We start from the raw sequence: 12,599 nt of genomic DNA on the forward strand, positions 1-12,599 counted from the left end.
CGCCCGATAGCGAAAGGAGGCGACGCCGGTGCCGCCGCGGTTGAGCCCGGGCCTGCTCGCCGAGCTGGCCACCCGCCTCACCCCCCGCGACTACACCCTCCTCGACACCCTGCACACCCACCGGCTGCTGACCACCCACCAGGTCGCCGCCCTGTTCTTCACCACGCGCACCTCCAGGCGGGCCCGCACCCGCCTGCTCACCCTGCACCGCATCGGCGTCCTGGAACGCTTCCGCCCCCACGCCGCCACCGGCTCCGCCCCCTGGTGCTGGGTGCTCGCCCCCGCCGGGGCCCACCTGCTGGCCCGCCACCGCGAGGAGCCCGTCGCCGAGCTGGCACCGCGGGCCGAACGCGCCCTCGACCTGGCCCACTCCGCCCGCCTGCACCACCACATCGGCCTGCGCGACACCCTGGTCGCCACCACCCTCACCGCCCGCCACCACCAGGGCCACACCCTGGAGATCTGGTGGGACGAAGCCCGCTGCGCCCAAGAGTGGGGCGCCCACGTGCGCCCCGACGCCTTCCTGCGCTACCGCCACCCCACCGGTCTCCTCGACGCGTTCCTCGAACACGACACCGGAACCGAACCCCTCGACCGGGTGGCCGCGAAACTCGCCGGCTACCAGCGCCTGGCCGCAGCCACCCGCATCACCACACCGGTCCTGATCACCACCACCTCCCCCGCCCGCGAAACCAACCTCGCCACCCGACTCGCCGCAGAACACGCCCCCGACGTGCCGGTGCGGATCACCACCACCGCCCACCTCACCGAGTGCGGACCGGCCGAACCCGTCTGGCGCCCCACCCACCAGGGGCCCCGCCGCAGCCTCACCCGCCTGGACTGACCACCCGGGAGGCCCGCCGGTGCTCAAACTCCTCATCGCCGCCGTCACCGCCCTCATCGCCCTGCCCGTCCTACTGGGAGCACTCGCCACCGGCAGCTCCACCACCGCACCCGCCCACGTCGACGGCATCGGCGACCGGCTGCTGCAGGCCTACACCACCGCCGCCGCCGGCGACTGCCCGGGGATGCGCTGGCAGATCCTCGCCGGCATCGGCCATGTCGAATCCGACCTGGCCGCCGGCCACGACATCGCCCCCGACGGCGACGTCACCCCACCGGTCATCGGCCCCCGCCTGGACGGCTCCGGTGCCGGCGGCAACACCACACCCCACTACGACACCGACAACGGAAAGTGGGACCACGACACCGAATACGACCGCGCCGTGGGCCCCAACCAGCATCTGCCCTCCGGATGGGACGACTACGGCGCCGACGGCAACGACGACGGCATCGAAGACCCGCACAACGCCGACGACTCCGCCCTGGCCTCCGGCCGGGAACTGTGCTTCAGCGCCGGCGCGGGCGGAACCGACTTCACCGACCGCACGCAGTTGGCCGAGGCGCTGTACCGCTACAACCACAGCGACGAGTACGTCGACGACGTCCTCGCCGCCATCGACCGCTTCGACCAACGGGCCCCCGACCTCGGCGAACAACCGGGCGGCGACCGGGGCCAGACGGCTGTGGCGTGGGCGATGGACCAGGTCGGCAAACCCTACGTGTGGGGCGGGACCGGGCCCGACGGGTTCGACTGCTCCGGGCTGGTCATGCGCGCCTGGCAGGCCGCCGGCGTCGACATCCCCCGGGTGACCACCGACCAATACACCGCCGGCACCTGGGTGGAGCGCACCGAACTGGCCCCGGGCGACCTGCTGTTCTACGACCTCGGCGCCCCCGGAGCCGCGCCCACTCACGTGACGATGTACGCGGGCGACGGCGAGATGATCAACGCCCCCTCCACCGGCCAGACCGTGCGCGTGCAGCCGGTCGAATCGCCGGTGTATGCCAACCGGTACATGGGGGCGGTCCGGCCGCAGAAACAGACTTAATAATGAAAAACTCTACAACGAAACAAACAAGCGGGTCAAGAACTAAAGCGATTGAGCTCCCGTAAGTCGGGCGGGCGCGAGGTGAGTCGTTGGGCAAACTGCTATTTCACAGGCGATGCGAATGCAAGTCAAGTGTTTCGTGGTATTCTTATAGTTTTCTTGTAAATGCTGATTCGAATTCTCGTGGACCGCTTTACGGCGCCCCGCGCCGAACCCGCCGAGTGATACGTCGATGAGGGCATGACGGGGATCGACCACCACGATCGCCTGCCCGTCGGGCCTACGGCCGAAGGCGGCAGCAACTCCGAACAGGCCGCCGTTGACTGGGGCCTGGTACCAGCTCGGCACGCCTTACCAGTGCGGCGGCGCCGGGCCCGAAGCCTTCGACTGTTCCGGGCTAGCTAGCCGCCGCCCAAACAACGAAGCAGGAGACGACTGATGGTGCGTGCACGCATGCCCGCCGACATCGAGCGCGAGGACACCCTGCTGGCCAACCTGACCGCGCGCCAACTGCTGATCATCGCCACCCCCGCCCTGGCCCTATGGGGGCTGTGGAGCGCGGTGGGCGATCTCGTTCCGCTCCCGGTGGTGGGGGCGGTCGCGGTGCCGGTGATGGGCGCTGCGGTGGCCGCCGCCCTAGTGCGCCGCGACGGACTCAGCCTCGACCGCCTCCTGGTGGCCGCGCTGTGCTCCCTGCGCTCCCCAAGCGGCGCTCGACCACCGCCCCTGCCGCCGCCGAGGTGCCCTCCTGGATCAGTGCCCGCCCCGGGCCGCTACCCGCACCCTTGGATGCCGGTGGAGGCGATCGGCGACGACGGCGTCATTGACCTGGGCGAGCACGGCGCCGCCCTCATCCTCGACTGCTCGACGGTCAACGTCGGGCTGCGCACTGAGGAAGAACGCGCCGCCCTGGTGGCCGGGTTCGCCTCCTACCTCAACTCCCTCGCCACCCCGGTGCAGATCCTGGTGCGGGCCGAATCGGTACGGCTGGCCCCCCTGGTTGCCGCCCTCGATGCCGCGGCACCCGACGCCTGCACGGCGGCACCACGTTCAACACCCTCCTGACCATCAGCAGCATCGCCATCGGATTGCTGGCGGTCTACACGATCCTCGACGCCGTCGGAGTCACGATCAGCTAGGAAACGTCGCAAGAACAGTCGCGACAACAGGTGTCCTCGCCCGATGCCGATCTGGGCGAAGACACCTATGTTGGCGGGGCACAGATCTGAACATCGCAGGTTTAAGAGAACGAAAGCCGCTGGAATTCGGCAAGGAGGTCCGCGGCGTCTCTGCTTCTGGTTCAGGCGCTGGGCATCGACCTGTCCTGGCAGCAGTAGCTGGTCATGGTCGGGGTCATGATGCTGACCAGCAAGGGCACCGTCGGAATCGCCGGTGGCACGTTCATCCTACTGGCCAGCACCATCACCGCCGCCGGCCACATGCACTCGCCGCTCTCGCGCTCATCGTCGGGACGGATCGCATCCTCAACGAGGCCGCGTGTTCATCAACGTCCTCGGCAACGCCGTGGCCACCATCGTCATCGGAAAGCGGGAGAAGGACTTCGACATCGACAGGGCCAATACAGTCCTGCGCGCCGGAGCGGCCGAACTCGAGCATATCGAAGCTGAACACGATGCGGCCGAGAACCGCCCCGTCGCCACCCTTCCACAGTGCTTACTCAACCAAGACGAAGGGCGATTCGCCGGTATGTGGAAAACATACCGGCGAATCGCCCCCCAACAACGCCTACGATGATGACGCCCGCGGCGGTTCGTCTCAACTAAAAACTCTGCTGTGAACCGACGTGCGAGAACTCGCGCAGCACGAAGCAGGAGAAGGTTAAAAGTTTGGCCTGGGTGGACCGGTTACTCGGTTGGTTCGCGGTATCCCGATTCGATGAGGGCGCGGAGACGGCTGAGCGACTCGGTGTCGAGATCGGCCGCGCTCATGGTCCAGGCTACGGATACGGCAGCAAGGAACAGGTCGTATCCCGTCACCCCGGCTCGCACGTGCCCAGCTTGCTGGGCGGCTTGGACGTACTGGTCGGTGGCCTCGATGAGGATGTGGCAGGGGAGGGTGAGCGGGTTGTCCGCGTCCTGTGCTCTGGCGGCGGCCATGAGTGGTTCGGGTAGGCCGTTGAAGGAGCTGAAGTAGTCCTCCATGGCCTGTAGCCATTGTCGCAGTGCCTCGGCGGGGGCGTCGATTTGGTCGATGTCGGCGCGGCGTTGTTCCAGCTCGGCGGATCGTGTCTGCAGTACGGCTGCCAGCAGAGCTTCGCGGGTGGGGAAGTGGCGGTAGAGGGTGCCGGGGCCGACACCGGCGTCCTTGGCCACGGCCTCGAGCGAGGTGCCGATGCCGTGGGCGAGGAAGTGCCGCTGCGCCGCGTCCAGCAGCGCGGCGCGGTTGCGCTGGACGTCGGCTCGGGGCTTGCGCTCCTGCTTGTCCGCCATCGTCCTCCCGGATCGACTTGAAGCGGATGTGTCCTCCGGATGCTATCAGGAGGAAAGCTGGAGTTGCGTCCAGTTGGGCTGTTCGACTGAAGGTCATGGACATTGGCGTGGGCCCGGGTGAGTTCCGTGCTTGAGGTGACGTCTGCAGTCATCGAATTCGCGCGCGCGAAATCTGCCCAGTACTAATGTGACGGCACGGAGCGCTCACCGAGCAGCTTTCCATCTGTCTGAGAAGTTGCCCGTGGCGCCGAGACGACACTCGACGCCACGGACATTTACGCGCGACGTTTCGTACCGACCGACAATTCGCATGCTGCCCGCCGCACGAATTGGACCGAATTCGGTCGCAGCCGGGCGTGCGCCGACCGTCACCGGTGCGCCTATTCGGTGATGCCGTGCAGGACCACGTTCTCCTCGACGGGGACGCGTCCCATGCGGAGTTGGTTGATCGGCGCGCTCTGATCCGCGAGCCCGAAGGAGATACCGAACAGCAGCTTGAGCTCTTCGGGGACGCCGAGGAAGTCGCGGATGACGTCGGCGTGGAAGCCGAGGGCCGTTTGTGGGATGCCGTCGTATCCGCGTGCTGTCAGGGAGATCAGGAATGTCTGCGCATACATGCCGATGTCGCTGGCGGCGCGGACGTTGTCGCCGAAGTTGGGCATGAACAGGAAGGCGACGTGCGGAGCGCCGAAGAATTCGAGATTGCTGCGAACTACGGCTTTCCGGCCAGGTTTGTCGTGGCGCTCCACGCCAGCCGCTTCGTACAGCGATGCTGCGTGGTGGTGGGCGCGTTCGAGGTAGGCCCCTTGGCCGAAGTCGGCATAGTCGAAGGTGAAATCGCTGCTGGAGCGCCCCTCGTCGTCGGCTCGGAGGATTTCCTTGCTCAGCGCGTCCCGTTCCTCACCGGAGACAACGTGCACGGTCCAGGGCTGGGTATTGCAGTTCGATGGGGTGGTCTGCGCATCCTCCAGCACGGTGCGGATGTCTGCTGCGGACATAGGGGTAGGCAGGAATTGCCGTGCGGAGCGCCGGGCGCGGACGGCCTCGCTGAACGGTAAAGTGGGACTGCTCACAATATTTCCTTTCAAACTACTTGGATGTGTCGATTACCAAGGCCTGGTCGAGTACGGATTTGTCCGATGTCGGGGGATTCGGCTGAACGGGATGGACAGCACGATCGTGTCCTTGTCCTGAACGGCGTCGGTAGCGGTCACGGCGCGAGCGCCGAACTCCAGCACCTCGGCGCTGATCGTGCACGGATCGCGGGAGTTGGCCGCCGCGACGTCGTGACGTGCCGCGCCGAACTTGCGCGCCAGGCGGCTCCATCGCACCCGTGCTTATGACGCCGACCTGCATTTTCGTTCTCCTCGAAGTACTCGCCTCTCAGATGACCGCGCCGACGGCCCTCTCGCTCCGCGCGGGCAGCACGCGCCCCTCACGCTGTGCCAAGCCTGAGCTCGGGCGCAGCCCTCCGCGTCACTCCGCGTCACCCTGCATGCGCCCCGGCAGGAACGCCGCGATGACGAGGCCCAGTAGCGCGGCCCCCGCCGCGATCAGGAACGAGGTGCGAAAGCCGTCCAATGTGGGTACCTCGACGGTCCCCATGCGTTGCGTTGTGCTCGCGAGGACGACGCCGACGATGGCGCTGGACGTCGACGTGCCGATGGAACGCATCAGTGTATTCAGCCCGTTGGCCTCGCCCGATTCCGAAGGGTCGACGGCGCCGAGGATGAGAGCGGGCATCGCCGAGTAGGCGATGCCGACGCCGCTGCCCGCGAGCACGGCGACAAGCACGATCTGCCACACGGCGCCCAGCAGCCCGGTCCCCGCTAGGTAGGCGACGGCAAGCAGCACGAGCCCCGTCATCAGCGTGACCTTCGGCCCGCGCGCGGCCGACAGCCGGGCGGCGAGCGGGGAGGCAATCATCATCGCGAGGCCCATGGAGGCCGCGCAGACGCCGGAGACGGTCATGGACATCCCCAGCCCGTACCCGGTGGACTCGGGCAGCTGCAGCAGCTGCGGCAGGACGAGCGTGACCGCGTAGAACGCGAGGCCGGCGGTGATCGCGGCCAGGTTGGTCAGGAGTACCTGGCGGCGCGAGGCGGTGCGCAGGTTCAACAGCGGGTCCTTGATGCGGACTTCGAAGAAGCCCCACAGCAGGAAGATCACGACGGCGGCGGCGAAGAGCCCCAGCGTGGTGGCGCTCCCCCAGCCCCAGTCGTCGCCCTTGGAGATGGGCAGCAGTAGGGCGACGAGCCCGAGGGTGAGCCCGAGCGCGCCGATCACGTCGAAGCGGCCGGGAGTGTGTTGCGCGCTCGCGGGGACGATGGCGAAGATCGCGGCCATGGCCACCGTGCCGAGGGCGGCGGCGCCGAAGAACAGCCAGTGCCAATTGAGGTTCTGGGCGACGAGTGCGGCCAGCGGGATGGCGAGGGCGCCGCCGATACCGAGGGAGCTGCTCATCAGCGCCATCGCAGATCCGTGCCGTTCAGGCGGCAGTTCGTCCCGCATGATGCTGATGCCGAGCGGGACGGCGCCCAACGCGAAGCCCTGCACGGCGCGGCCCACGACCATCGGCCCGAGGGCCGAGGTGAACCCGGAGATGAGCGAGCCCAGCACCATCAGCCCGAGGCTGACGAGGAGGAAGCGGCGCTTGCCGTGGAGGTCGCCGAGCCGCCCCATGACCGGGCTGGCGATGGCGCTGGACAGCAGCGTCGCGGTGATCACCCAGGCGGCGTTGGACGTCGTGGTGTCCAGCAGCCGCGGGAGGTCGACGAGGACGGGGACGAGCAGGGTCTGCATGACGGCGACGACGCCGCCGCTGAAGGCGAGGACGGGGACGAGCCCACTGCCTGCGGGAGTTCTGGCACCCGGGCGGGCCAATATGGCCGATACCGGCACTGCGGCGCCGCTCCGGGGCGACTCGTCGTCACGGAAGTTGTCACGATCGGTGATCAGCGGAGCTTGAACTATGCGGGGGTCCTCCGCGGGTAGTGCGAATGGTTGGTCGCGCTGCGCTTTGTCGCTGCTAGGGGGGATATTGGCCATTTCGTCAAACGAGCGTTTCATGGTCGAGTGTCCTTGTTGTAGGCCCCGATGACGGGCCGCGGGAGATGGGTTCCGTGGCGGCGCGCGGCCTGGGGTCAGGCGGCCTGCGGGATGTGCGTGCGAAGGAAGGCTGGTGGTCGCTCAGGGGCGTGGGCCGCCCGCGCCCACCTCTGTGATGCCTGGGATCGCCGAGCAGGCGATGCCGTCGAACTTCTCCAAGCCCGAGCAGGCGAAGGCCGTGGCGAGAACGACCTGGTGTACACCCAGGATGTTGAGTCCGAAGCGGCCGGTACGGCGCGCGTGCCCAAGGAGCCGGGAGGGGTTGTCCATCGAGGCTGGCACCGTCGGCAGCGTCAGGGAGTGTGAGGCCAAGGCTCTTACGGTGGTGCCGTCTATGGCGGTGACTACGCGACCGGGGAGGCCGCAGCGGCCATTGCGGGGCGAAAGGGCCTGCGAATTCGCGGGTGTAGGACGGCGTGGCGATGGCGGGCTGCGTCGCGATAGTCATGCGCGGGCCTGCTGGGAGAGGCGCAGGTCGAGGCCGTACTGCTCGTGGGCGCCGAGGTTCTCGCGCAGGGTGGTGCCTTCGTAGTCCTCGTGGAACAGGCCGCGTTCCTGCAGGATCGGGGCGACCTGGTCGACGAAGGCGTCGTAGCCGTCGTGGAAGCCGTCGAGGGCGATCGAGAAGCCGTCGCAGGCCCCGGCCTCGAACCACTCCTGCATGTGGTCGGCCACGTCGGCGGCGGTGCCGGCGACCACCGGGTGGTAGTCGATCACGCCGTGGGCGAGCACGTCGCGTAAGGTCCAGCCTTCCCGGGCCACTTCGAGGGCGCGGACAGAGCGCGGGTCGTGCGGGCTGGGCATGGCGTCGGCCAGCTGCTGGGCCATAAGCGGTTGGTCGAGCTGGTCGGGGTCGAGCGGGAGGCCGATCATGGTGCCGAGGTAGCGGACGCGCTGGTGCAGGTCGACGACCTCGTCCAGGAAGCGGCGCCGCTCCAGGGCGGCCTCGCGGGAGGAGGCGATGGTCGGCATGAAGCCAGCGAGCATCTTCACCTCGTCCGGATTGCGCCCGGCGCGCTTGGCAGCGTCCCGCAGGGCCTCGCGCTGGGCCCGAGCGTCTTCGATGGTGTACGGGTTGGCGTAGACACCGCTGGCGTATCGGCCCGCAAGTTCGAGGCCGTAACCGCCGCCGCCCGCCTGGAAGATGACCGGCTGGCCCTGCTCGGACGGAGGGATGGGCAGCGGGCCGCGGGAGGCGACGTGGCGGCCCTGCAGGTTGACCGGCTGGATCTTGTCCATGTCGGCGTACCGCTTGCCCTCGACATCGAGCAGCAGGGCGTCCTTCTCCCAGCTGCCCCACAGTGCCTGCACGATCTGAATGACCTCGTGGGCACGCTCGTACTTCTCTGCGCGCGGCGGGACCGAGCTGCCGAAGTTCGCCGCGGCAGCGGGGGTGGAGGTGGTCACCGCGTTCCAGCCAGCCCGGCCGTGGCTGATCACGTCCAGGGCCTTGAACTGGCGGGCGAGGTTGTAGGGCTCGTTGAAAGTGGTGGAGGCGGTGGTGACCAGGCCGATCCGCTCGGTCTCACGCGCGAGGACGGTCAGGAGCAGCATGGGGTCGATCGCCTGGCGCGGGGCGTGGTGGGTGAGGTCCATGTCCAGGACCGGGGTGTCCGCGATGAACAGGAGCTGGACCTTGCCGCGCTCGGCGGAATGCGCGTAACGCACGAATTGGTCCATGTCCGTGTAGCTGTTCAGGTTCGCACCCGGCAGCCGCCAGGCCCCGGGTTCTGCCCCGTAACCGCCGCTGAACTGCATGCCCAGGACCATCTGCCGACTTGTCATGGGTACTCCTCCAAGCGAGGTCATGAAAAAACGGAGTCGGCCTCCACTCACTGCACTGACAATACGGAGGCACCCTCCGAATTGTCAAAAGGGTAGGACCCGCAAGCGCGAGGAGAGGGTGCGGTGGCCGGAAACCGGACTGATGCCGTGGGTGCGGGCTCCGGGGCCGGGCCGGCCGAGTGGCGGCCCGGACCTGTGCGCCGGGTGGCATCTGCGGGCTAGTGATCGTCGAGGACGCCGGGGGTGCCGTGCAGGAGCACGCTCTGCTAGAGCGGGACGCATGTCCTGCCGCCCGGGTTCACCGAGCCTTTACCATCCTGTGAGTCCAGGTCACAGGCTCGCACCGACTCCCGCAACGGCCTGAAAACAGAAAGAAGCCCCTGGTCGATGGGTGGTCAACCACGATCACCACGACAACCAGAGGCTTCACATGCTGTTCTATCCTGCCGCGCTGCCGTTGTCACGCCGCACCCTGGAGCGCAGTCACCGTCATGGCGGTCGGGCGTAGTGCGGTTGGCCCTGGCAAGGAGACGGCCGTCGTAAGACTCGGTGCAGGACACACTGTGCGGGTGCCAGCAGGCTTGGAAATGCTCGCAGGTAGCGGCACGGCAAGACTGCCGGCTGAAGCGCGGGGGACTGTGCGCTTTTCGTGTTCGGCTTTGGCTTGCCGGGTGTACGAGACGTGCCGCCGAGGTCGCCCTCGTGCTGGATCCGTGCACGAGGGCGGTGCGCGGCGCGATTCATCTTCAGGATGGCCGTCGTGGAGGGAGCGAAACATGCCGAAACGCTGTCGCGGACTGTGTTTGCTCCGGCGCGGGAGCCCGTCGTCAGTCCCGGATGCCTGCCACCTCGACCTCGATGGCTTCGATGCGACCCGTGGCATCGAAGGAATTACCGAGGCGCTCAGGACTTGTATCCGAGATGAGCAGATAGAGGGTCCGCATCTGCGGTCCGCCGAGTACCGAATCCACAGCGAACGTGCCGCCGTTGGGATATGCGGCGGTGTCCGGTTCGATCTGGATTACGTCGGTAACCTCGCCGCCCTCGCGGACACGCCGAAATTCACCAATCCACGGAAAGGCCGCCCATACCGCACCCTCACTGTCGATGCAGATACCATCGATGGTCTCTGTATCCGGTGACCCGAATTCAGCGAATACGCGCTGGTCCACCAGTGCACCCTCGTCCGTCACGGTGAACGCGGTGAGCCTCGCCCGTGGCGCCCGGAACGATTCTGCGACGATCAGGGTGCTCCCGTCGCCTGAGATGGCGATGCCGTTGGGAAAAATGAGGTCCTCGCCACCGGTGTCGATCCGGCCGTCAGGATGCCGAATGATCAAACCCACACCGACGGGATCGCTTCCGAAAACGTAGCCCTGCGGACCGATATACGCGCGCCCCTCTCGGTCCACGGCCATATCGTTGGGATGAAACGCGACCGGCGCAAGGTCGGCGAGTTCGTCCAACCCGCCACTTCCCACGCGCAGCAGCCGCCCATCCTCGATGGAAACAACCATCGGTGCCCCATCGGGGCCAAAACCGAGACCCGAAGGCCGACCGGGCACCTCGGCGACATCCTCGGGTTCCTCCCCAGGGGAAAGGCGGCAGATCTTGCGCCGGGTCATGTCCGAGAACCACAGCGCCCCACGGTTCCACCGAGCGCCCTCGAGATAACCGAAACCACCCTGCGCCACAACACGACGAGCATCAGCGGGCAGCACTCTTGACGAACGAACCATATATCCCTCCTTGATGAAACTGCGGTATCGGACGCTGGCGGATCGGAAACTGAGTGAGCCAGGGCGTCCAGTGGTTTACGCCTTCTCGTCCCGTTTGCGGTAGCCGCTCGCGATGAGCGAACGCAGACGACTCAGCGACTTCTCCTCGGCCCCGTTGCCCTTGAGCCAGGCAATGGAACAAGCAGTGAGGAACAGGTCGAAGCCCCGTACCGACGCGCGTGCGTGCCCCGCGCTCTGCGCGGCGCGCAAGTACTTCTCGGTGGCGGTGATGAGAATGTCGCAGGGGATTGTGAGCGGGTTGTCCGGATCCTGCGCCCGGGCCGCGGTCATGAGCGGGTCCGGTAGCCCGCTGAAGGCGCTGAAGTACTCCTCCATCGCCCGCAGCCATTGCTTCAACGCCTCGGTCGGGTCGTCGAGTTGCTCGATGTCCGCCTGGCGGGCTACCAGCTCCTCGGAGCGCGACTGGAGCACGGCCGCCAGCAGCGCCTCCCGAGTGGGGAAGTGCCGGTACAGGGTGCCGGGCCCCACTCCCGCCTCTTTGGCCACTGCCTCCAGTGAGGTGCCAACCCCGTGCTGTAGGAAGTGGCGCTGTGCGGTATCCAGGAGGGCTGCGCGGTTGCGCCGGACGTCCGCACGCGGTTTGCGTCCCCGCTGTTCGCCGGCGTTCATGCGTGCTCCTGCCTGCTCTGATCTTGCGGCCGCATTAAAGCGGATGCAGCCTCCGTATGCTTACGAGCATAAAGCGGAGGCTGCATCCGGTCAAGTGATGGCATGCGCCCAAATCGAACTGGTGGAAAGGGACTGGTGGTTGCTCAGGCCGCGCTGAGGTCGCGTGAAGCTGCCTCCGCGGCTGCGCGAGTAGTACCTGGCGCGAGATCGTTGATGGGAGTTGTTGGGTGCCCGGGTCAGTGGTCGTAGGCGATCAGCGATCGCTTGATCGGGGCATCGATCAGCCAGTTGTGCCAGATCGCGGCGTTGAGGGCGCAGATGCGCTGGCAGGTGCGGACCCAGAGCCCTTCGGTGGTGCGGGCGGCGTGGCGTTCCAGGCCGAGCTGGTTCTTCAACGTCCAGATGATGGCCTCGATCCGCTGGCGCAGCCAGCCGGGAAACGAGGGGTTCGCGGGCTCGTCCTCGTGGGGCAAAGCCAGTTGCTGCTCAGTGACCACGCCCAAGACCCGCTGACCGTGGCCAGCCTGGGCCCAGTCCGTCTGGATGGAGCCAGACTGGTTTACCTCTCGGCGTGTAACACCGCGGCCATCCACACCAGGGGTCTTCTTGACGAGGCGATCCATCTGGCCGGGTTCCCTCATGTGGTGGGGCACCCTGTGGGGGATCAACGACCACGTCGCCGTCACCGTCGCCGACGGTTTCTACATCCACCTGCGCGGCCCCGACGGGCACCTGGCTCCCGACCGGGCCGCCTACGCCCTCCACACCGCCGTCCGCGCCGTCCGCGACGGGGTGGATCTACCCCAGGGATACGACCGGAGCAAGGTGCCCTCCCTTTGGGCGGCCTACCTCCACACCGGGGCCTGACCCCACCACAGGGACGTCACAGGAGACCCCCTTGCCGCGCCCCGTTCTGGCCGACCGGCCCGGCCCAGCGGTTGGTTTTGTGTTTCCGG

General features: G+C 67.4%; 13 protein-coding genes and 2 pseudogenes. 6 read left to right on the forward strand and 9 right to left on the reverse strand.

Annotated elements, in window-relative coordinates:
* Positions 1–28 precede the first annotated feature (28 nt).
* The 4 genes from HNR25_RS18900 to HNR25_RS25445 all read left to right on the forward strand — a co-directional run bounded on the left by HNR25_RS18900 (position 29) and on the right by HNR25_RS25445 (position 3,647).
* Entirely contained in the window at positions 29–844 is an 816-nt protein-coding gene (locus HNR25_RS18900; protein ID WP_184637267.1) for a replication-relaxation family protein, read from the forward strand.
* A gap of 19 nt (positions 845–863) precedes the next feature.
* A complete protein-coding gene (locus HNR25_RS18905; protein WP_312862626.1) occupies positions 864–1,892 on the forward strand; it encodes a C40 family peptidase in 1,029 nt (342 codons plus the stop codon).
* A gap of 438 nt (positions 1,893–2,330) precedes the next feature.
* Positions 2,331–2,957: a PrgI family protein gene (locus tag HNR25_RS18910; protein WP_184637269.1), complete on the forward strand. Its 627-nt coding sequence runs from the start codon at positions 2,331–2,333 to the stop codon at positions 2,955–2,957.
* Positions 2,958–3,389: 432 nt separating this feature from the next.
* A complete protein-coding gene (locus HNR25_RS25445; protein WP_221457729.1) occupies positions 3,390–3,647 on the forward strand; it encodes a hypothetical protein in 258 nt (85 codons plus the stop codon).
* Between the two features lie 110 nt (positions 3,648–3,757).
* Here the strand turns inward: HNR25_RS25445 and HNR25_RS18920 are convergent, their stop codons facing one another.
* From HNR25_RS18920 to HNR25_RS18960, 9 genes and pseudogenes are all read right to left on the reverse strand, one after another.
* A complete protein-coding gene (locus HNR25_RS18920; protein ID WP_184637271.1) occupies positions 3,758–4,342 on the reverse strand; it encodes a TetR/AcrR family transcriptional regulator in 585 nt (194 codons plus the stop codon).
* 380 nt (positions 4,343–4,722) lie between these two features.
* Complete coding sequence (locus HNR25_RS18925) at positions 4,723–5,415, reverse strand: nitroreductase (protein WP_184637273.1); 693 nt, start codon at positions 5,413–5,415, stop codon at positions 4,723–4,725.
* Positions 5,416–5,448: 33 nt separating this feature from the next.
* Positions 5,449–5,673 (reverse strand): NAD(P)-binding domain-containing protein, encoded by a 225-nt coding sequence (locus HNR25_RS18930; protein ID WP_184637275.1) that lies wholly within the window; start codon positions 5,671–5,673, stop codon positions 5,449–5,451.
* Between the two features lie 145 nt (positions 5,674–5,818).
* The gene (locus tag HNR25_RS18935; protein WP_246463758.1) at positions 5,819–7,225 is read right to left on the reverse strand and encodes an MFS transporter; all 1,407 of its coding nucleotides are present in this window, start codon (positions 7,223–7,225) and stop codon (positions 5,819–5,821) included.
* 306 nt (positions 7,226–7,531) lie between these two features.
* The gene (locus tag HNR25_RS18940; RefSeq protein ID WP_345607046.1) at positions 7,532–7,786 is read right to left on the reverse strand and encodes a flavin reductase family protein; all 255 of its coding nucleotides are present in this window, start codon (positions 7,784–7,786) and stop codon (positions 7,532–7,534) included.
* Between the two features lie 108 nt (positions 7,787–7,894).
* Positions 7,895–9,235 carry an NtaA/DmoA family FMN-dependent monooxygenase gene (locus HNR25_RS18945; RefSeq protein WP_184637279.1) on the reverse strand — a complete coding sequence of 447 codons (1,341 nt, stop codon included), beginning with the start codon at positions 9,233–9,235 and terminating at the stop codon, positions 7,895–7,897.
* 827 nt (positions 9,236–10,062) lie between these two features.
* A complete protein-coding gene (locus HNR25_RS18950) occupies positions 10,063–10,974 on the reverse strand; it encodes an SMP-30/gluconolactonase/LRE family protein (RefSeq protein ID WP_184637281.1) in 912 nt (303 codons plus the stop codon).
* A 75-nt stretch (positions 10,975–11,049) separates the two neighbouring features.
* Positions 11,050–11,643, reverse strand: a complete 594-nt coding sequence (locus HNR25_RS18955) for a TetR/AcrR family transcriptional regulator (RefSeq protein ID WP_184637283.1) — start codon at positions 11,641–11,643, stop codon at positions 11,050–11,052.
* A 236-nt stretch (positions 11,644–11,879) separates the two neighbouring features.
* A pseudogene (locus HNR25_RS18960) lies at positions 11,880–12,086 on the reverse strand (IS982 family transposase); the annotation flags it as partial.
* A gap of 72 nt (positions 12,087–12,158) precedes the next feature.
* Here HNR25_RS18960 and HNR25_RS27145 point away from each other — a divergent pair.
* Both HNR25_RS27145 and HNR25_RS26145 read left to right on the forward strand, forming a co-directional pair.
* Positions 12,159–12,233 (forward strand): annotated as a pseudogene (locus tag HNR25_RS27145) (hypothetical protein); the annotation flags it as partial.
* A 16-nt stretch (positions 12,234–12,249) separates the two neighbouring features.
* Positions 12,250–12,510, forward strand: coding sequence for a CHAT domain-containing protein (locus HNR25_RS26145; protein ID WP_246463760.1), 261 nt, complete (start codon positions 12,250–12,252; stop codon positions 12,508–12,510).
* The last annotated feature ends 89 nt before the right edge of the window (positions 12,511–12,599 follow it).

This window comes from Streptomonospora salina (assembly GCF_014204715.1).
Lineage (GTDB): Bacteria > Actinomycetota > Actinomycetes > Streptosporangiales > Streptosporangiaceae > Streptomonospora > Streptomonospora salina.

Excerpts from the sequence above, each read along its gene's own strand:
- HNR25_RS18910 (WP_184637269.1), top strand. The coding sequence starts at position 2,331 with ATGGTGCGTGCACGCATGCCCGCCGACATCGAGCGCGAGGACACCCTG.
- HNR25_RS18955 (WP_184637283.1), bottom strand. The coding sequence starts at position 11,643 with ATGAACGCCGGCGAACAGCGGGGACGCAAACCGCGTGCGGACGTCCGG.
- HNR25_RS18950 (WP_184637281.1), bottom strand. The coding sequence starts at position 10,974 with ATGGTTCGTTCGTCAAGAGTGCTGCCCGCTGATGCTCGTCGTGTTGTG.
- HNR25_RS18945 (WP_184637279.1), bottom strand. The coding sequence starts at position 9,235 with ATGACAAGTCGGCAGATGGTCCTGGGCATGCAGTTCAGCGGCGGTTAC.
- HNR25_RS18920 (WP_184637271.1), bottom strand. The coding sequence starts at position 4,342 with ATGGCGGACAAGCAGGAGCGCAAGCCCCGAGCCGACGTCCAGCGCAAC.